This window comes from Methylorubrum sp. GM97, assembly GCF_024347855.1.
Lineage (GTDB): Bacteria > Pseudomonadota > Alphaproteobacteria > Rhizobiales > Beijerinckiaceae > Methylobacterium > Methylobacterium extorquens.
The window spans coordinates 1,705,714-1,724,575 of record NZ_AP025942.1; the positions used below are offsets into that span (position 1 = coordinate 1,705,714).

The 18,862-nt window shown below is 69.1% G+C and carries 15 protein-coding genes and 1 pseudogene; 7 read left to right on the forward strand and 9 right to left on the reverse strand.

Features of this window, described 5'->3' with window-relative positions; genetic code table 11:
* Window positions 1-19: 19 nt before the first annotated feature.
* Window positions 20-1,153, reverse strand: coding sequence for a glycosyltransferase family 4 protein (locus tag MSPGM_RS07995; RefSeq protein ID WP_003602671.1), 1,134 nt, complete (start codon window positions 1,151-1,153; stop codon window positions 20-22).
* A gap of 453 nt (window positions 1,154-1,606) precedes the next feature.
* Between MSPGM_RS07995 and rpmI the strand changes: the two genes are divergently transcribed.
* The 5 genes from rpmI to MSPGM_RS08020 all read left to right on the forward strand — a co-directional run bounded on the left by rpmI (window position 1,607) and on the right by MSPGM_RS08020 (window position 6,881).
* A complete protein-coding gene (gene rpmI / locus MSPGM_RS08000) occupies window positions 1,607-1,810 on the forward strand; it encodes a 50S ribosomal protein L35 (protein ID WP_003602670.1) in 204 nt (67 codons plus the stop codon).
* A gap of 52 nt (window positions 1,811-1,862) precedes the next feature.
* Entirely contained in the window at window positions 1,863-2,228 is a 366-nt protein-coding gene (rplT, locus tag MSPGM_RS08005; RefSeq protein ID WP_003602669.1) for a 50S ribosomal protein L20, read from the forward strand.
* A gap of 184 nt (window positions 2,229-2,412) precedes the next feature.
* Window positions 2,413-3,492 (forward strand): phenylalanine--tRNA ligase subunit alpha, encoded by a 1,080-nt coding sequence (gene pheS / locus MSPGM_RS08010; protein WP_003602668.1) that lies wholly within the window; start codon window positions 2,413-2,415, stop codon window positions 3,490-3,492.
* A gap of 64 nt (window positions 3,493-3,556) precedes the next feature.
* Entirely contained in the window at window positions 3,557-5,980 is a 2,424-nt protein-coding gene (pheT, locus tag MSPGM_RS08015; protein ID WP_209688631.1) for a phenylalanine--tRNA ligase subunit beta, read from the forward strand.
* A gap of 25 nt (window positions 5,981-6,005) precedes the next feature.
* Entirely contained in the window at window positions 6,006-6,881 is an 876-nt protein-coding gene (locus MSPGM_RS08020) for a DUF1186 domain-containing protein (RefSeq protein ID WP_003599869.1), read from the forward strand.
* Here MSPGM_RS08020 and MSPGM_RS08025 read toward each other — a convergent pair.
* The gene (locus MSPGM_RS08025; protein ID WP_158022427.1) at window positions 6,829-7,647 is read right to left on the reverse strand and encodes a HesA/MoeB/ThiF family protein; all 819 of its coding nucleotides are present in this window, start codon (window positions 7,645-7,647) and stop codon (window positions 6,829-6,831) included. The genes MSPGM_RS08020 and MSPGM_RS08025 overlap by 53 nt on opposite strands.
* Window positions 7,648-7,921: 274 nt before the next feature.
* On the opposite strand from MSPGM_RS08025, the pseudogene dapE reads away from it, so the two are divergent.
* Window positions 7,922-9,087: pseudogene (dapE, locus tag MSPGM_RS08030) on the forward strand (succinyl-diaminopimelate desuccinylase).
* 54 nt (window positions 9,088-9,141) lie between these two features.
* On the opposite strand, the gene truA reads toward dapE, so the two are convergent.
* From truA to recR, 5 genes are all read right to left on the reverse strand, one after another.
* A complete protein-coding gene (truA, locus tag MSPGM_RS08035) occupies window positions 9,142-9,894 on the reverse strand; it encodes a tRNA pseudouridine(38-40) synthase TruA (protein WP_003599872.1) in 753 nt (250 codons plus the stop codon).
* 13 nt (window positions 9,895-9,907) lie between these two features.
* On the reverse strand, window positions 9,908-10,837 hold the full coding sequence (fmt, locus tag MSPGM_RS08040) for a methionyl-tRNA formyltransferase (protein WP_003599873.1): 930 nt from the start codon (window positions 10,835-10,837) through the stop codon (window positions 9,908-9,910).
* 10 nt (window positions 10,838-10,847) lie between these two features.
* Complete coding sequence (locus MSPGM_RS08045) at window positions 10,848-11,363, reverse strand: peptide deformylase (RefSeq protein WP_003599876.1); 516 nt, start codon at window positions 11,361-11,363, stop codon at window positions 10,848-10,850.
* A gap of 255 nt (window positions 11,364-11,618) precedes the next feature.
* Complete coding sequence (locus MSPGM_RS08050; RefSeq protein WP_003599878.1) at window positions 11,619-12,905, reverse strand: glycosyltransferase family 87 protein; 1,287 nt, start codon at window positions 12,903-12,905, stop codon at window positions 11,619-11,621.
* Between the two features lie 114 nt (window positions 12,906-13,019).
* Window positions 13,020-13,625, reverse strand: a complete 606-nt coding sequence (gene recR, locus MSPGM_RS08055; protein WP_261926249.1) for a recombination mediator RecR — start codon at window positions 13,623-13,625, stop codon at window positions 13,020-13,022.
* Window positions 13,626-13,952: 327 nt separating this feature from the next.
* Between recR and MSPGM_RS08060 the strand changes: the two genes are divergently transcribed.
* The gene (locus MSPGM_RS08060; protein ID WP_003599882.1) at window positions 13,953-15,572 is read left to right on the forward strand and encodes a phosphoenolpyruvate carboxykinase; all 1,620 of its coding nucleotides are present in this window, start codon (window positions 13,953-13,955) and stop codon (window positions 15,570-15,572) included.
* 45 nt (window positions 15,573-15,617) lie between these two features.
* On the opposite strand, the gene rlmN is transcribed toward MSPGM_RS08060, so the two are convergent.
* Both rlmN and aroB read right to left on the reverse strand, forming a co-directional pair.
* On the reverse strand, window positions 15,618-16,895 hold the full coding sequence (gene rlmN, locus MSPGM_RS08065) for a 23S rRNA (adenine(2503)-C(2))-methyltransferase RlmN (RefSeq protein ID WP_003599884.1): 1,278 nt from the start codon (window positions 16,893-16,895) through the stop codon (window positions 15,618-15,620).
* Between the two features lie 116 nt (window positions 16,896-17,011).
* Entirely contained in the window at window positions 17,012-18,751 is a 1,740-nt protein-coding gene (gene aroB, locus MSPGM_RS08070) for a 3-dehydroquinate synthase (RefSeq protein ID WP_003599886.1), read from the reverse strand.
* Window positions 18,752-18,862: the final 111 nt, after the last annotated feature.

An 18,862-nucleotide genomic window follows, 5' to 3' on the forward strand; every position in this document is an offset into this window, starting at 1 on the left:
GCGGGTTTTCGTCGAGCGGTTAGGCCGGCATCGCGGCGACGTGGATCGGGCCGTGGGCCGTACCGTTCAGCTCACCGTACTGGGGCGAGAAGGCGCCGGCGGCGGGCATCTTGAGCACGTTTCCCTGGCCGGCCAGGAGCTGCTCGTAGGCCGAGACGTACTTGCGGACCATGACCTCGGCGGTGAAGCGGCCCTCGAAATGGGCGCGGACGCCGGCACGCGGCAGATCCTTGACCTTGCGGCACGCCTCGATCGCCTCGTCCATCGAGTTGACGATAAAGCCGCTGACGCCATCCTTGATGACTTCCGGTACCGAGCCGTTGCCGAAGGCGATCACGGGGGTGCCGGCCGACATCGCTTCGATCATCACGAGGCCGAAGGGCTCCGGCCAGTCGATCGGGAAGGCGAGCGCGAGGGCGTTGCCGAGGAAGTCCTTCTTCTGCTCCTCATTGATCTCGCCGATATACTCCACCAGCGGGTGGTGGATCATCGGCTCGATCTTCTCGTCCCAGTACTCCTGGTCGGCCTTGTCGACCTTGGCGGCGATCTTCAGCGGCGTGCCGGAACGGATCGCCATCTCGATCGCGCGGTCGGGGCGCTTCTCGGGCGAGATGCGGCCGAGGAAGGCGAGATAGCCGCCCTTGGCCTCCGGATAGTAGGGGCAGTTCTGCTTGGGCAGGCCGTGATGGATCGTGGCCAGCCAGTTGGAGCTCTCCGGCATCGGATCGCGCTGGTTGTCCGAGATCGAGACCAGGGGCATGCCGGTGAAGGTGTTGTAGACCGGCATGAAGTCCGGCACGTCCAGGCGACCGTGCATGGTCGTCAGGCACTTGTGATAGAGATCCTCGAACATCGGATACTGCAAGAGATCGATGTGGAAGTGGATCACATCGAACTCATGCGCCCGGCGATGCACGTGATGCAGCATGGCGAGGTGGCCTGCGGTGTGATCGCGGTAGCCGAGAAGGCGCAGGCCCTCCGGGTGGCAGGCGGCAAGCTTGGCCGAAGTCTGAGAATCACCGCTCGCGAACAAGGTCACGTCGTGACCCTGGCGAACGAGTTCTTCCGTGATCCACGACACGACACGCTCGGTGCCGCCATAGAACTTCGGCGGCACGGCTTCCGCGAGCGGGGCAACCTGGGCAATGCGCACGAAGACGTCTCCTGTGACAGGAAATAGGGATGTTGGCGAGACTAATGGGGGACGCGGCCTGAGCGGGACATGAACGAAACAGACAGCCAAGGTTTATGGTTCCGCCCCGCGCCTGGGGCGAGCGGCAATCTTTGCAACCCCACGGAATACCAGTTTTCCACATATGTTGGCCGGCGACTTCGGCTCCGGCGCGCCCACGCCTAGACGGTAACCGCGACGCAATGAGCGTGCCTCCACGCGGGCGGCTCGGGCGCGCTCGCACGCGGCGTTCCTCCAAGGGCTCAATCGACAAAGGCCGAGTCGATTGAAACCGGCGGATGTTTCTGCCATAAGCCGCCCGCGTCGAACCGCCCGGCCGATTAGGGCTGCCGTGGCGGTTCCCGTTGCTCCAGCAGCATCAAGCGCGAAGTCCCGGCCGCCGGCCGGATCGCTGTCGCGTTTCAGGAGAGCGAAATGCCCAAGCTGAAGACGAAGTCGGGCGCCAAGAAGCGCTTCAAGATCACCGGCACCGGCAAGGTGATGTACGCCCAGGCCGGCAAGCGCCACGGGATGATCAAGCGGACCAACAAGCAGATCCGCAACCTGCGCGGCACGACGACCCTGTTCGAGGGCGATGCTGCCAACGTGAAGAAGTACTTCCTGCCGAACCAGCGGTAAGTCCTTCCACCCCTCGCGATCTGTTTTGTCTTAACGTTCCAGGAGATCTCCCATGGCCCGCGTCAAGCGTGGCGTGACCAGTCACGCGAAGCACAAGAAGGTTCTGAAGGCTGCCAAGGGCTATTACGGCCGCCGCAAGAATACGATCCGCATCGCCAAGCAGGCGGTGGAGAAGGGTCTGCAGTACGCCTACCGCGACCGCAAGAACAAGAAGCGCACCTTCCGCGCTCTCTGGATCCAGCGGCTCAACGCGGCGGTGCGCGAGCACGGCCTGACCTATTCCCGCTTCATCAATGCCCTGGCCCAGTCCGGCATCGAGGTGGACCGCAAGGCGCTGTCCGAACTCGCCATCCACGAGCCGGCCGCTTTTGCCGCCGTCGTCGAGAAGGCGAAGTCGGCCCTGCCGAAGGCCGCCTGATCGCTCCGCCGAACGGCGGAACGCTCGAAGCTCTGACAAGGCGCGGCGCGGCAAGCGCCGCGCCTTCTTCATTTCGGGCCGGGGCGTGTCTGCCCGACGGCCCCGGTCCGCCCCCTTCGCGCGCTTGCAGGAATGCAAACGACGCGCGAAGGCAGCCCCGGACGACTGGCCAAGGACAGCGGTAATGGATCTCGACGCTCTCGAACGCGATCTTCTCGGGCAGATCGAGCAGGCCGGGGACGAGGCCGGCCTCGAAGCCCTGCGCGTGGCGGCGCTCGGCAAGAAGGGCAGCGTCTCGGAGTTGCTGAAGACGCTGGGCGCGATGACGCCGGAGGAGCGCAAGGAGCGCGGCCCCCTCATCAACGGTCTGCGCGACCGGGTGCAGGGCGCGATATCTCAGAAGCGCGAGGCGCTGGCCAACGCCGCCCTCGATGCGCGGCTCGCCGCCGAGCGGATCGACGTGACGCTGCCCCTTCGCGAGGCGCCGGAGATCCGCGGCCGCATCCACCCGATCAGCCAGGTGATCGAGGAGATCACCGCGATCTTCGCCGATCTCGGCTTCTCGGTGGCGGAAGGGCCCGATATCGAGACGGACGAGCTGAACTTCACCGCGCTCAACTTCCCCGAAGGCCACCCGGCGCGGGAGATGCACGACACGTTCTTCTTACGCCCCGACCATCTCGGGCGGCGCAAGCTTCTGCGCACCCACACCTCGCCGGTTCAGGTGCGGACCATGCGCGCCAAGCAGCCGCCGATCCGCGTAATCATGCCCGGCCGCACCTACCGGCACGATTCCGACCAGACCCACACCCCGATGTTCCATCAGGTCGAGGGCCTCGTCATCGACCGCTCGGCCAACATCGCCAACCTGAAATGGGTGCTCGAATCGTTCTGCCGCGCCTTCTTCGAGGTTGAGAACGTGACGATGCGCTTCCGTCCCTCGTTCTTCCCCTTCACCGAGCCGTCGGCCGAGGTCGATGTTCAGTGCTCGCGCAAGGGCGGGGAGCTACGCTTCGGCGAGGGCACCGACTGGCTGGAGGTTCTGGGCTGCGGCATGGTCCACCCCAACGTGCTGCGCAGCGGCGGCCTCGACCCGGATCAGGTCCAGGGCTTCGCCTTCGGCATGGGCATCGACCGCCTCGCCATGCTCAAATACGGCATGCCGGACCTGCGCCCCTTCTTCGAGGCGGATGTGCGCTGGCTGGAGCATTACGGCTTCCGGCCGATCGACGTGCCGAGCCTGGTCGGCGGCTTGACCGCCTGAGCCCCGCCGCCCTGATTTTCGATCCCGGCCCGGTCCGCTCCGGCGGCCGCGAGGATGTTCTGAGATGAAATTCACCCTCTCCTGGCTCAAGGACCACCTCGACACCGAGGCTTCCCTCGACGCGATTGCCGAGACGCTGACGCGGATCGGCCTCGAGGTCGAAGGCATCGAGGACAAGGCCGCCGCGCTTCGCCCCTACGTGATCGCGCGGGTGATCTCGGCCGAGCAGCACCCGAATGCCGATCGCCTGCGGGTCTGTCAGGTCGATGCCGGCGACGGCCAGCCGCTCCAGGTCGTCTGCGGAGCGCCGAACGCGCGCGCCGGCATGCTCTCGGTCTTCGCGCCGCCCGGCACCTACGTGCCGGGCAAGGCCATCACCCTGTCGGTCGGCACGATTCGCGGGGTCGAGAGCCGCGGCATGCTCTGCTCCGGCGCGGAACTCGGTCTCGGCGACGACCATGACGGCATCCTCGACCTGCCCGCCGACGCGCCGGTCGGCACGCCCTATGCCCTCTGGGCCGGGCTCGACGATCCGGTCATCGAGATCAACCTGACGCCGAACCGCTCGGACTGCACCTCGATCCACGGCATCGCCCGCGATCTCGCCGCCACCGGCCTCGGCACCCTCAAGCGCGAGCCGATGCCGCCGGTGCGGGGCGAGGGGCCCTGCCCGGTGCCGGTCACACTCCAGTTCGACCCGCACGACAAGGGTCTCTGCCCGCTCTTCGCGCTCCGCCTCGTGCGCGGCGTGACGAACGGTCCGTCGCCCGAGTGGATGCAGAAGCGCCTGCGGGCGATCGGCCTGCGCCCGATCAACGCGCTGGTCGACATCACCAACTACATGACCTTCGACCGCGGCCGGCCGCTGCACGTCTTCGACGCGAAGAAGGTCGCGGGCGGCCTCACCGTGCGCCGGGCCGAGGAGGGCGAGAGTCTCGTCGCGCTCGACGGCAAGACCTACCGGCTCGATTCCGATGCGGTGGTGATCGCCGACGGCAACGGCGTCGAGTCGATCGCCGGCATCATCGGTGGTGAAGCCTCGGGTTGCGACGAAAGCACCACCGACGTGCTGATCGAGTCGGCGCTCTGGGATCCGCGCAACATCGCCCGCACCGGCCGGCGCCTCGGCATCATCACCGATGCGCGCTACCGCTTCGAGCGCGGCGTCGATCCGGCCTTCACCCTGCCGGGGCTCGACCTCGCCACCCGCCTCGTGATCGACCTGTGCGGCGGCAGCCCGAGCGAGGCGCGCATCGCCGGCGAGATCCCGGATCTCGACCGCGTCATCGATTTCCCCTGGACCGAGGTACGGCGGCTGGCCGGCATCGAGCTGTCGCGGGCCGAAATGAAGGTGACGCTGGAATCGCTCGGCTTCCACATCTCCGGCTCGGGTGACCGGGTGAAGGTGCTGCCGCCGTCCTGGCGGCCGGACGTGGAGGGCAAGGCCGATCTCGTCGAGGAGATCGTGCGCATCGCCGGCCTCGACCGGATCGAGCCGAAGCCGTTGCCGCGCGTCGAGACGGTGGCGGTCGAGCCGATGCTCACCGTGCTGCAGCGGCGCGGCCGCCTCGCCAAGCGGGCGCTGGCGGGCCGCGGCATGCTGGAGGCGGTGACCTATTCCTTCGTCGCGCACGAGGATGCCCGGCTGTTCGGCGGCGGCGGAGCGGATCTGGCCCTCGCCAACCCCATCGCCGCCGACCTCTCCGACATGCGCCCGAGCCTCGTGCCGGGCCTGTTGCGGGCCGCGCAGCGCAACGCCGACCGCGGCTTCCCCGACACCGCCCTGTTCGAGGTCGGCCAGTGTTTCGCCAGCGACGAGCCGGAGGGCCAGAGCCTGCGCGCCACCGGCCTGCGCCGCGGCACGGCGCGCCATGCCGGCTCTGGTCGCCACTGGAGCGGCGCGGCGGAGACGGTCGATGCGTTTGAGGCCAAGGCCGACGCGCTGGCGCTGCTCGCGGCGCTCGGCGTGCCGACCGGCGGGCTTCAGGTCGTGGCCGGCGGGCCCGATTGGCTGCATCCCGGCCGCTCGGGCGCGCTGCAATTCGGGCCGAAGAACGTGGTCGGCCATTTCGGCGAGCTGCACCCGCGGCTCCTGAAGGCGATGGACCTCAAGGGCACCCTGGTGGCCTTCGAGATCACCCTAGATTCCCTGCCGCTGCCGCGCCACCGGCCGACCAAGGCGAAGCCCGCCCTGGTGCTGCCCGACCTTCAGGCGATCTCCCGCGACTTCGCCTTCGTCGTCCCCCGCGACGTGGCCGCCGCCGACATCCTGAAGGCAGCGCAGGGCGCCGAGCGAAAGCTGATCACCGGGATCGAGGTGTTCGATCTCTACGAGGGCGCCGGCATCCCGGACGGGTCGAAGTCGGTCGCGGTCGCGGTGCGGCTGCAACCCTCCGAGCGCACCCTCACCGATGCGGAGATCGAGGCGGTGAGCGCCAAGATCGTCGCCGAGGTGTCGAAGAAGACCGGCGCGACCCTGCGCTCCTGATCGAGTCCGACGGAGGGAGACGGCCATGGATGCGGAACTCGTTGCGGTTCTCACGCAGGAGAACCATCTCCCGGCCGAGGCGCTGAAGCGGGCCGCCCAGAATCCCGAGGCGATCGCCGAACCGGTGCTCGCCCTGCTGGAGCGGGCGGCGGAGGATGCCGAGGCGATCGCGGACGAGGAGACCAACCTCCTGTTCTGGGGGCTGCACGCCCTGGCCGCGGCGCGCGACACGCGAGTGTTCCCGCTGCTGATGCGGCTGATGCGCCAGGACGGCGAGGCGGTCGACGGGCTTCTCGGCGACGCCTCGTCCGAGACGCTGCCGGCCGTGATCGCCTCGACCTTCGACGGTGACACCGCGGCGCTCGCCCGGCCGATCCTCGACAGCACCGCCGACGACTTCCTGCGCAACGCGGCCTTTGCGGCTTTGGGCTTCCTGACCCGCCAGGGCCGGATTCCGCGCGACGAGGCGGAAGCGCTGCTCGTGCGTTTCGACGAGGCGCGGGCGGCGGTCGAGGAAGCACCGGCCTGGATCGGCTGGGAAGAGGCGGTCGCCTATCTCGGGCTGAGTGCGCTCGCGCCGCGGGTGGAGGCGGCCCGGCGCGACGGTCGCATCACCGACGAGTTCAGCGACCTTCCGTGGTTCCGCAAGGCGCTCAAGCAGGCCAGCGCCACGCCGCCGGACCTCAGCGCCTTCGATGCCCACCGCTATACCTATCTCGACGATCCGGTCGGCGCGCTGGGCTGGACCGCGGAATCCTTCGGCCAGCCGATCAAGAACCCGTTCAAGGATGTCGGCCGCAACGATCCCTGCCCCTGCGGCTCGGGCAAGAAGTACAAGAAGTGCTGCCTCACCGCGGCGGAAGCGGGTGCCCCGCCGCCTCGGCTGCCGGGCCTGTCCTGACCCCGTTCAGCGGGTTGTCCGGGTCCCAGGCATAGGCCAGCGTCTCGAAGCGCATCGAGCGGGCATCCACCATCAGCAGGCGCCCGACCAGGGGCTCGCCGAAACCGGCAAGTGCCCGGATCACCTCCATCGCCATCAGCGAGCCCATCACGCCGGCGAGCGCCCCGAGCACGCCGGCCTCGGAACACGGCGCGACGCTGCCCGGCGGCGGCGGGCTCGGGAACAGGCAGCGATAGGTCGGGTTCGGCTCACCCGTCGGCCCGGTCTCGTGCGCGCGGATCGTGGTGAGCGAACCGTCGAAGGCGCCGAGCGCCGCGGTCACCAGCGGTTTTTTGCCGGCAAAGCACGCATCCGAGACGGCGTAGCGGGTGGCGAAATTATCGGAGCCGTCGGCCACGAGATCGTAGTCGGCAAGCAGGGCAGCGGCGTTCTCGGGCGTCAGGCGGCAGGCATGGGTCTCGACGCGCACATGCGGGTTGAGCCGGGCCACGGCCTCGGCCGCGCTCTCGACCTTCGGGCGGCCGAGATCGGGCGTGCCGTGGATGACCTGCCGCTGCAGGTTCGAGAGCGAGACGGTGTCGTCATCGACGATGCCGATCGTGCCGATGCCGGCGGCGGCGAGATACTGGATCAGCGGCGCGCCGAGCCCGCCCGCGCCGATGACGAGCACGCGCCCCGCCTTCAGCCGGGCCTGACCGGGGCCGCCGACCTCGCGCAGGACGAGGTGGCGGGCGTAGCGTTCAATCTCTTCGGAGTTGAGGGCCATGCGCGCCATGTAAGCCGCTTGGACGGGGAGCGGAAGCGGTCGGGGGCTTGCTGCGCGCGGAGCAGGTGCGTGCTAGGGCTTACCCCTTCGACGATCGCCGCTGTTTCCCACCCGCTCCCTCATCCTGAGGTGCTGCGGAGCAGCCTCGAAGGATCCTCCAGAAGCCGCGCGGACGCTGGAAGATCCTTCGAGGCCCGCTGACGCGGGCACCTCAGGATGAGGGACAGGGTTGGGAGGAGCCGTCCTTCCCCGAGCCATCTTTCCCGAGCCACCGGTGCCGCCCTTGTCCGACCATTCCCCCCTCGCCCTCGCCCAGGCACTGATCCGCTGCCCCTCCGTGACTCCGGAGGAGGGGGGGCTCTGTCGTTCCTGGCGGATCGTCTTTCGCGGGCGGGCTTCTCGGTCGAGCGTCCCGTCTTCTCCGAGCCCGGTACGCCGGACATCCAAAACCTCTACGCCCGCATCGGCACCGCAGGGCCGGTCCTTGTCTTTGCCGGCCATACCGACGTGGTGCCGCCCGGCGAGACGGAGGCCTGGACCCACGGGCCGTTCTCGGGCGAAGTCGCCGACGGCTTCCTCTACGGGCGCGGCGCGGTGGACATGAAGGGCGGCATCGCCTGCATGCTCGCCGCAACACTCGCCTTCCTCGACCGGCACGGGCCGGATTTCGGCGGCTCCATCGCCTTCCTCGTTACCGGCGACGAGGAGGGGCCGGCGGTCAACGGTACGGTGAAGCTGCTCGATTGGGCGAAGGCGAGGGGCGAGCGCTTCGACCATTGCCTGCTCGGCGAGCCGACCAACCCCGACACCCTCGGCGAGATGATCAAGATCGGCCGGCGCGGCTCTCTGACCGGGCGCATCACCGTGCACGGCCGCCAGGGCCACGTCGCCTATCCCCACCGGGCCGAGAATCCGATTCCCGGCTTGCTGCGCCTCGCCTCGGCGCTCACGGCTGACCCCCTCGACGGCGGCACCGCGCATTTCGACGCGTCGAACCTCGAATTCACGACGATCGATGTCGGAAACCCGGCCACCAACGTGATCCCGGCCTCGGCCAAGGCCGTGTTCAACGTGCGCTTCAACGATGACTGGACGGCGGACACCCTCGGCGCCGAGATCCGGCGGCGGCTGGAGGCGGCGGCCGGCAACGCAGTGCGGTTCAGCCTCGACCTTCAGCCCTCGAACTCGCCGGCCTTCCTGACGCAGCCCGACGCCTTCGTCGATCGGGTGGCCGATGCGATTGAGGCCGAGACCGGACGGCGCCCGGCGCTCTCCACCACGGGGGGCACCTCGGACGCCCGCTTCATCAAGGATGCCTGCCCGGTGATTGAGTTCGGCCTCGTCGGACGGACCATGCACGAGACCGACGAGCGGGTGGCGGTGGCGGATCTCGACCGGCTCACCGCGATCTACGGGCGGGTGCTGGACGCTTACTTCTGACGCATCGTCCCGAAAGGTGGTTGCCGGCTTGTCTGAAGAGACGATGCGCCGACGCTAGGGATAATCGACACCCACAAACGTCAGCCCGCAGGCCGGCGCCAGCGGCCCGCAGCGGTGCTTGGCCCCTGTCGCCAGGATCTCCGCCACGTCGTCGGCGGAGAGGCGTTTGCAGCCGGCGAGCATCAGCGTGCCGGCCATGGCGCGCACCTGATGGTGCAGGAACGAGCGCGCCGAGGTCGCGATCACGATCTCCTCGAACAGGCCCATCCGCTCGCGGGTCACGTCGAGCTGTTCCAGCGTGCGCATGGGCGACTTTGCCTGGCACTCGGCGGCGCGGAACGCCGAGAAATCATGGTGGCCGAGGAGCCGTTGCGCGGCCCTGTGCATCAGCTCGGCATCGAGCGGCCAGGGCACCTGCCAGACATGGGCACGGGTGAGCGCGGCGGGGCTGCGCCGGTTGAGGATGCGGTAGCGGTAGTGCCGCCGGATCGCCGAGTGCCGCGCGTCGAACTCCTGTGTCACCACCTCGGCGGAAAGGATGGCGACGGGCTGCGGCCGCAGATGCGCGTTCAGCGCGTCGCGCACGGTGTCGGTGCGCCAATCCTTCGCAAGGTCGAGATGGGCGACCTGATGGATCGCGTGCACGCCGGCATCGGTGCGACCGGCGCAGGTGAGCCGCGCCGTCTCGCCGGAGAAGCGCGTCACGGCGGTCTCGATGGCGGCTTGCACGGTCGGGTCGTCGGCCTGACGCTGCCAGCCGCGGAACGGCGCGCCGTCGTACTCGATGACGAGCTTGTAGCGGGGCATCAGGCTTGCGCGCTCACCCGAGCCGCGCCCCCGCCGCCAACCGGGCGCCGCGCAAGAACTCCTCGCCGCTGGCGGTGCCGCCCTTGCCGGCCCGGCGCAGTTCGAGGAGTCGCACCGCACCCGTGCCGCAGGCAACCGTGCCGGCGGCATCGAGCAGCGTGCCCGGCGCGCCGGAGCCCTCGGCGGTGACGGCCCGCAGCACCTTCACCCGCTCCAACCCCTTGCCGAGATCGGCCTCGACATAGGCCCCCGGAAACGGCGACAGCCCGTTGATGTGGCGCGCAACCTCCGCCGCCGGGCGCGACCAATCGATCCGCGCCTCTTCGTTGGTGATCTTGTGGGCGTAGACGACACCCGCCTCCGCCTGCGGCGTGAAGGTCAGGCCGTCCCGCTCCAGCGCGCGGATCGCCCGCCCCATCAGGTCGGCGCCGAGCGGCATCAGCGCATCGTGCAACTCGCCCGCATTCATGCCCTCGGAGATCGGCACGCGCGCTTCCATCGCCACCGGCCCGGTATCGAGCCCGGCCTCCATCCGCATCACACCGACGCCGCTCTCCGCGTCGCCCGCCATCACCGCCCGCTGGATCGGCGCGGCCCCGCGCCAGCGCGGCAGCAGCGAGCCGTGCAGGTTGAGGCAGCCGAAGCGCGGAAGGTCGAGGATCCTTTGCGGGAGCAGCATGCCGTAGGCCACGACCACCGCCACCTCCGACCCATGCCCGGCGAAGGTCTCGGCGGCCTCCTCGCTCTTCAGCGTCGTCGGCGTCAGAACGGGAAGGCCCAGAGCCTCGGCGCGGGCATGGACCGGAGAGAGCTTGAGCGCCATGCCGCGGCCGGCTCTGGCCGGGGCGCGGGTGTAGACGGCGGCGATCGTGTGCCCGTCGGCGTGGAGACGATCCAGGGTGGGAACGGCGAAATCCGGCGTTCCCATGAAGACGATGCGCATCGGACCTTCGTCAGGCGGCGTCGCGCTTGGCGGCCTTGGTGAACTTCTTCATCACCCGGTCACGCTTCAGCTTCGACAGGTGATCGATGAACAGGACGCCGTTGAGGTGGTCGATCTCGTGCTGGAGGCAGGTCGCGAGCAGGCCGTCGGCCTCCTGCTCCACAATCTGCCCGTCGAGGTTCATGTAGCGCACCCGGACGCGGTCCGGCCGCTCGACCTCACCGTAGAATTCGGGGATCGACAGGCAGCCCTCGTCGTAGACCCGCTTCTCCTCCGACACCCAGACGATCTCCGGGTTGAGGTAGACGGTCGGGTTCTTGGCGTTCTCGTCCTTCGAGGTGTCGATGGTGACGACCCGCTTGGCCACCCCGATCTGGATCGCGGCGAGGCCGACGCCGGGGGCGTCGTACATCGTCTCGATCATGTCGCGAGCAAGCGTCCGGATCTCGTCGGTGACGGCCGCCACCGGCTCGGAGGTGAGGCGCAACTGCGCGTCGGGCAGGATCACGAGGGGGCGGACGGTCATGGCTTCCGGGCTGGGATGGGCGAGAGCGCGAGCAGGAGCCTGAAAAGGCGTTTCACCACCCGCAGATAGGCGGCAGCGCCGGGGTGGTCAAATATCCCCGCGTGCAACGAGGGTGATCGCTTCAAGCGATCACCCTCGTTTTATTCTGGCCTCAAGTGCCGGCGGCCGCTCCGCTCGATGCCTTTCACGACCGAAGGTCCTGAAAAGCCCGCCCCGCGCGACGCTCTTCGCGCTCTGGCTCTGGGTGCATCTCCGTCACAGCGCCGCAGACGCCTGCAGCGCGGCCGCGGCCGGATCGGTCTGTAATGCCGAAGCCGGAGCCCGCTCTCGCCGCAGGACGTGCCACATCAAGGCGAGCAGGATCAGCAGAAGCGGACCGGGCAGCGACAGCGTGACGAGAGGTTCCGCTCCCACCGGAACGAGGTGCTCGTTGATCGTCCCGGCGACGAAGCCGTAGCCGCTGGCCACCCAGCCGAGACCGAGCAGGGCGGCCTGTTCGCGGCGGCTCGCGCGATCGAGAAGATCCGGAAGCAGCAGGGCCAGGCCGACGCCATAGAGCGACAGATCGTAATCGTAGGCGTAGGGGCTCACGAGCAGGCCCGCCACGGCGGCGAGGCCGACCACCTGACGCCGCGCTACGCCGCGCCGGAGCGCGAGCAGGACGAGGCCGAGCGCCGTGACGGCCGTCACCACCTGCGCCGCGAGTGCGACCGCGGCCGGCAGATCGAGGCTGCGCAGCGAGGCGTAGACCGAGACCATCCGGAACAGGGGATAGAGGCCCGCGGCCAGGTTGGCCGATGCCTCGTCGGCGCCCCGTAGGAAGGCCGGCCAGATCGCCGGGCCGAGCACGGCGGTGGCGAGCGCCGCCGCGAGGCCCGCGGTGACCGCGGCCACGGCCAAGCACGCCCATCGCCGTAGGGCCAGGGCACAGACCGCGACGCCGACGGCGAGATGCGGCTTGATCACCATCAGGCCGAGCGGCAGGCCGGCCGAGGCCCTCCCATGCACCAGCCCGAGACAGGACAGGCCGATCAGCGTGCCCGTGAGGAACCCGTTCTGGCCGCAGGACACCGTGATGAAGAGGGCTGGAAACAGCGCGATCAGGAGGGCGGGGAAGAACGGACCGGCGATCCGGCGCAGCACGAACAGGAACGCGGCGAGCGTCGTGCCGGTGAACAGCAGGTAGGCGAGGCTGACCGGCAGGGTCGCGAGCACAGCCACCACGAGGTTGAACGGCGGCGGATAGGCCCAGGGCAGGAAGTCCTGCTGCCCCGTGAGGTCCTGCTGGACCCGCAACAGGGCAGGAAGGTGATAGGCATCCGCGATGTCGCCCCGCCACACCATCCGGCCCGCGATGTGGAGGATGTCGAAATCCGAGAGCCCGATGGGGCCGAAAAGGCCGGTAAACCGCGCCGTCCGGCCCAGGATCACCACCGTGAGGGCCGCGAGAAGGGTGCGCACCACCAGCGGCGTCGCAAGCCGCTCGTAGACCGTCGCCGGGCGGGGCCGACTCTGCTCCGCTGGCAACGATGCGGTTCGCATCCCAGACCACCCGACTTGGACAGGACCGTCGCGCGACGGCCGATGCCGGGCTTTTATCGTGTCGCGACTTAAGGGGCGGTTAGAGCCTCGTTCCGGCCCGCGCCGACCGCCGGGTCAGAACGCCGTGCGGCTGCGGATCGCCGCTGTCAGAGTGCCCTCGTCGAGATAATCGAGCTCGCCGCCGACCGGCACGCCGTGGGCGAGGCGGGTGACCGTCAGCCCGAAAGGCTTGATCGACTCGGTGACGTAGTGAGCCGTGGTCTGGCCGTTGACGGTGGCGTTGAGCGCCAGGATGATCTCCTTCACCCCCGGCTCGCCCGCCCGCTCCACGAGACGGGCGATGGTGAGGTGCTCCGGCCGCACCCCGTCGAGCGCCGAGAGCACGCCGCCGAGCACGTGGTAGCGCGCCTTGACCGCGCCGGACCGCTCCAGCGCCCAGAGATCGGACACGTCCTCCACCACGACGAGGGTGGTGGGGTCGCGGGTCTCGTCCCGGCAGATCGTGCAGGGGTCGCTGGTATCGACGTTGCCGCAGGAGCGGCACACCACAATGCGCTCGGCCGCGACACGCATTGCGTCGGCCAGGGGCGCGAGCAGGGTCTCGCGCTTCTTGATAAGCTGGAGCGCGGCCCGGCGGGCGGAGCGGGGCCCGAGCCCCGGCATGCGCCCGAGAAGCTGGATCAGGCGCTCGATCTCGGGGCCGGCGACGGCTTGGGGCATGCGGGTGCGAAACGGCTGTGACTGAGGAGGAGCGGCGGGCGCCTTCCCTCACATAAGCCTTCCGCCGGGATTTTGCCGCCGGGATTTTGCCCGTTCAGGTTTGCGACAGCTTGGCCGCTGCATGGGGAGCCGGCGCGCAAATTTTATTTGAGCCCATACCAAGGATTAGTTGACGGCCAAGCCGGAGACCGATCCATTGAACGGACGGGGCGGAGAACCTGCGTGCGGCGGCCCTGAGCGACCGCACGGACGCCCCACCGACAACGCGAAACAGCCGGATCGACCGGCGTGGCGGCGCGATCAGGGGCCGTGAGGGAGGAACACCCCGTGAAGACCATCGGTGAATTCAACGCGGCCCACGGTCCGGAGGCGATCGGCCTGACCGATCTCGCCGCCGTCCACTGGAACCTGGAGGCGCCGCGCCTCTACGAGGAGGCCCTGCGCCGGAACGAGGCGCAGCTCGCCCGCGGCGGCGCGCTGGTGGCGACCACTGGCAGCCATACCGGCCGCTCGCCCAAGGACAAGTACGTGGTGCGCGATGCCGGCACCGAGAACGAGATCTGGTGGGACAACAACGGCTCGATCACGCCCGACCAGTTCGCGACGCTGCTCGACGACTTCCGCGCGCATGCCCGCGGCAAGGAACTGTTCGCCCAGGATCTGTTCGGCGGCGCCGACCCGGCCCACCGGGTGCGGGCGCGGGTCTATACCGAGCTCGCGTGGCACTCGCTGTTCATCCGCAACCTGCTGATCCGCCCCGAGCGCGCCGATCTCGCCGCCTACGTACCGGAACTGACGATCATCGACCTGCCGAGCTTTCAGGCCGATCCGGCCCGGCACGGCTGCCGCTCCAAGACCGTCATCGCCATCGATTTCAGCCAGAAGATCGTGCTGATCGGCGGCTCGGCCTATGCCGGCGAGATGAAGAAGTCGGTCTTCACCTATCTCAACTACGTGCTGCCGGGCACGGGCGTGATGCCGATGCACTGCTCGGCCAATGCCAGCCTCGACGAGACCGGTGATTCGGCCCTGTTCTTCGGCCTGTCCGGCACCGGCAAGACCACGCTCTCGAACGATTCCTCGCGCCAACTGATCGGCGATGACGAGCACGGCTGGAGCCGGGACGGCATCTTCAACTTCGAGGGCGGCTGCTACGCCAAGACCATCCGGCTCTCGCGCAACGCCGAGCCGGAGATCTACGCCACCACCGAGCGCTTCGGCACGGTGATGGAGAACGTGGTGATCGATCCGCTCACCCGCGTGCCGGACTTCGACGACGCCTCGCTCACGGAAAATACCCGCTGCGCCTATCCGCTGGATTTCATCGCCAATGCCAGCGCCACCGGCCGGGCCGGGCATCCGAAGAACATCGTGATGCTGACCTGCGACGCCTTTGGTGTGATGCCGCCGATCGCCAAGCTGACGGGTGCCGAGGCGATGTACCACTTCCTCTCGGGTTACACCGCCAAGGTGGCGGGCACCGAGCGCGGCCTGACCGCACCGGAGGCGACCTTCTCGACCTGCTTCGGCGCGCCGTTCATGCCGCGCCACCCGAGCGTCTACGGCAACCTGCTGCGCGAATTGATGGCCGAGCACGGCGTCGATTGCTGGCTCGTCAACACCGGCTGGACCGGGGGCGGGGTCGGCACCGGCCGGCGTATGCCGATCCGCGTCACCCGCCGGCTGCTCTCGGCGGCGCTCGACGGCTCGCTGGCGCAGGTCGAGTTCCGCCGCGACCCGTATTTCGGCTTCTCGGTGCCCGTCGAGGTGCCCGGCGTCGAGACGCAGGTGCTCTCGCCGGTCGAGACCTGGACCAACAAGGCGGCCTTCGCCGACACCGCCACGCGCCTCGTCACGATGTTCCGCGAGAACTTCAAGCGCTTCGAGAGCCACGTCGATGCCGACGTGCGCGCCGCCGAGCCGGTCGCCGCAGCGATCGCGGCCTGAGCGGTCACAGCCCCTCCCCGCGCGAGCGGGGAGGGGACAAAAGAATCAGTCGACCTGATCGGCGTAGACGGCCTCGGCGCCCATGCCCTCTTCGAGCATCAGCCGGGCGCGGGCGCGCAGCTTCTCGGTCTCGCTCTTGAGCTGGCCGCAGGCCGCCAGGATGTCACGCCCGCGCGGGGTGCGCACCGGCGAGGCGTAGCCGGCGGTGAAGACGATCTCGGAGAAGCGCTCGATCCGCTCCCAGTCCGAGCACTCGTATTTCGAGCCGGGCCAGGGGTTGAACGGGATCAGGTTGATCTTGGCCGGGATGCCCTTGAGCAGCCGCACCAGGGCGCGGGCATCGGCGTCCGAATCGTTGACGCCCTTGAGCATCACGTACTCGAAGGTGATGCGCCGGGCGTTGCTCAGCCCCGGATAGTTCCGGCAGGCGTCGAGCAACTGGGCGATCGGGTATTTGCGGTTCAGCGGCACCAGCTCGTCGCGCAGGTCGTCGCGCACCGCGTGCAGCGAGATCGCCAGCATGGCGTTGGCTTCCAGCCCCAGCCGCTCGATCTGCGGCACCACGCCCGAGGTCGAGACCGTGATGCGCCGCCGCGAGAGCGCGAGGCCTTCCTGATCCGACATCACCGCGATGGCATCGATCACCGCGTCGAGATTGTAGAGCGGCTCGCCCATGCCCATGAACACGATGTTGGTGACCAGCCGACCGGGCTCGCCGCCATCCTTGCCCGGCATCTGGCCGGTGAAGTCGCCGAGCGCGTCGCGGGCGACGACGAGCTGCGCCACGATCTCCGCCGTCGAGAGGTTGCGCACGAGGCGCTGCGTGCCGGTGTGGCAGAACGAGCAGGTGAGCGTGCAGCCGACCTGGGACGAGACGCAGAGTGTGCCGCGATCGTCGCCGGGGATGTAGACACACTCGATCTCGGCGCCGCGGTTGTGGTCGTGCGCGCCGGTCGGCGCCATGCGCAGGAGCCACTTGCGGGTGCCATCGCGAGAAACCTGCTCGGTGACGACCTCCGGACGCTCCAGAGTGAAGTGGTCGGCAAGCTGCGCCTTCAGGCCCTTGCCGACATTGGTCATCTCGGAGAACTCGCGCGCGCCGCGCACGTAGATCCAGTGCCAGACCTGGCTCACCCGCATCCGCGTCTCGCGCTCGGGCACGCCGATGCCGATGAGCGCCTGCTTCAGGCCCTCGCGGGTGAGGCCGACAAGGGAGGCCTTGCGGCCGGGCAGGGTCGAGAGGGCCGTGACCTCGGGGGCCTTCTCGATTGCGGGGAGGGCGCGCGATGCGCCCGGGGCGGAGTCGAACGACGCCGTCGCCATGGCTCAAGACCTTAGAAAGCTGGAACGGCTCTCATATAGTCGTATTCGGGCGGGAACGCGACTGCGCCCGCTCCGGCCCTCCCTTGCACCGTGGTCCTTGCGCCGCGTGGGCTCGCTCAGCCCCGCAGTTCCGCCTCCAGGAAGGCCCGCACCTCGGCCGCATCGATGCCCGGCGCGATGAAGCTCTGGCCGATGCCGTGGGCGAGGATGAAGGTGAGCTGCCCGTCGCGGACCTTCTTGTCCTGAGCCATGGCGTCGAGGAGGGCATCCGGGTCGCCGGCCCCGCCGGGCACCTGTTGCAGGCGGGTCGGCAGTCCGGCGAGCGCGAGGTGGTTGGCCACGCGCCCCGCATCCTGGCCGGGGCAGAGGCCGAGCCGGGCCGAGAAGCGGAAGGCCAGCGCCAGACCGATCGCGACGCCCTCGCCGTGGACGAGGCGGGCCGCGTCGTAGCCGGTCAGCCGCTCCAGGGCGTGGCCGAAGGTATGGCCGAGATTGAGCAGGGCGCGCTCGCCGTCCTCCCGCTCGTCGCGGGTCACGACGCCGGCCTTGGCGCGGCAGCAGGCGGCCACCGCCTCGTCGCGCTCCGGCCCGCCGGAGAAGATGCCGGCCCAGTTCGCCTCGCACCACTCGAAGAAGCCCGCATCCCCGATCAAGCCATACTTGGCGACCTCGGCGTAACCCGCCCGCATCTCACGCTCCGAGAGCGTGTCGAGGGTGGCGGTGTCGGCCAGTACGAGGCGGGGCTGGTGGAAGGCGCCGATCAGATTCTTGCCGAGCGGCGAGTTGATCCCGGTCTTTCCCCCCACCGAGGAATCAACCTGCGCGAGCAAGGTCGTCGGAACCTGAAGGAAGCGGACACCGCGCCGCAGGGAGGCTGCCGCGAAGCCGGCCAGATCGCCGACCACGCCGCCGCCGAGCGCCACGACGAGGTCGCCGCGCTCGATCTTCTGGGCGAGCAGGCCGTCGCAAACGCGGGCGAATTCCGCGTAGCTCTTCGAGGCCTCACCCGGCGGCACGGCGATGATGCCGCAGCGCAACCCGGCGGCCTCGAGGCTGGCCCGCACGCGCTCGCCGTAGAGGCCGGCGACCGTCTCGTCGGTGACGATACCGGCAGCCCGGGCGCCGAGATTCCGCGCCTCCGCACCCACCGCGTCGATAAGACCCCGACCGATCCGAATATCGTATTCGCGTCCACCCGACAGGGGAACGTTCACACGCGAGGGTTGCTGCGTCATACTGAATGTCAAATGTTGTGATTGTGTCGTATGAGACGGGTTGATGTGGATATCGAGAGCTTCCATCACGTCCTCCACCACGCGGTCGTGGGACACTTCGCGGGACAGCACCGTGACATCGGCTTGGGCATAGACCGGATGGCGCACCTCCATCAGTGTGCGCATGGTCGCCTCCGGATCCTCGGTCTGGAGCAGAGGGCGCGTGTTGCGTTTGCGCACGCGTCGCATCAGCACGTCGAGGTCGGCCTTGAGCCAGACCGAGATGGCCCCCTCAGCGATCCGCGCCCGCGTCGCCTCACGCATGAAGGCGCCGCCGCCGGTGGCCAGCACCATCGGTCCCTCGCGCAGCAGACGCGCGATCACCCGTTCCTCGCCCTCGCGGAAGCTCGCCTCGCCGTAGATCGAGAAAATGTCGGCGATGGTGAGCTTGGCCGCCGCCTCGATCTCGTGGTCGGCATCCTTGAACATCAGCCCGAGACGCCCGGCGAGGCGGCGCCCAACGGTGCTCTTGCCCGCCCCCATCAGGCCGACGAGCACGATCGACCGGGCTCCGAGGCCGCGGCGCAGTCGTGCTTCGATCGGTTCGCCGGGCGGCGGCGCCGGCGGCAGGGGGACGGTCATCGGGCGGTCATAGACGGTTTTGCGGAAGCGGCGAAGCGTCCGGTACCCCCGTCGGCGCCGAGTCGAAAGCCCCACAATCTCGGCTTGACTGCAATCCAAGCGGGATTCGCA

Bases quoted from the DNA above. Each gene is read 5' to 3' on its own strand.
- rpmI (WP_003602670.1), top strand. From the start codon at position 1,607: ATGCCCAAGCTGAAGACGAAGTCGGGCGCCAAGAAGCGCTTCAAGATC.
- rplT (WP_003602669.1), top strand. From the start codon at position 1,863: ATGGCCCGCGTCAAGCGTGGCGTGACCAGTCACGCGAAGCACAAGAAG.
- pheS (WP_003602668.1), top strand. From the start codon at position 2,413: ATGGATCTCGACGCTCTCGAACGCGATCTTCTCGGGCAGATCGAGCAG.
- pheT (WP_209688631.1), top strand. From the start codon at position 3,557: ATGAAATTCACCCTCTCCTGGCTCAAGGACCACCTCGACACCGAGGCT.
- MSPGM_RS08020 (WP_003599869.1), top strand. From the start codon at position 6,006: ATGGATGCGGAACTCGTTGCGGTTCTCACGCAGGAGAACCATCTCCCG.
- MSPGM_RS08025 (WP_158022427.1), bottom strand. From the start codon at position 7,647: ATGGCCCTCAACTCCGAAGAGATTGAACGCTACGCCCGCCACCTCGTC.
- truA (WP_003599872.1), bottom strand. From the start codon at position 9,894: ATGCCCCGCTACAAGCTCGTCATCGAGTACGACGGCGCGCCGTTCCGC.
- fmt (WP_003599873.1), bottom strand. From the start codon at position 10,837: ATGCGCATCGTCTTCATGGGAACGCCGGATTTCGCCGTTCCCACCCTG.
- MSPGM_RS08045 (WP_003599876.1), bottom strand. From the start codon at position 11,363: ATGACCGTCCGCCCCCTCGTGATCCTGCCCGACGCGCAGTTGCGCCTC.
- MSPGM_RS08050 (WP_003599878.1), bottom strand. From the start codon at position 12,905: ATGCGAACCGCATCGTTGCCAGCGGAGCAGAGTCGGCCCCGCCCGGCG.
- recR (WP_261926249.1), bottom strand. From the start codon at position 13,625: ATGCCCCAAGCCGTCGCCGGCCCCGAGATCGAGCGCCTGATCCAGCTT.
- rlmN (WP_003599884.1), bottom strand. From the start codon at position 16,895: ATGGCGACGGCGTCGTTCGACTCCGCCCCGGGCGCATCGCGCGCCCTC.
- aroB (WP_003599886.1), bottom strand. From the start codon at position 18,751: ATGACCGTCCCCCTGCCGCCGGCGCCGCCGCCCGGCGAACCGATCGAA.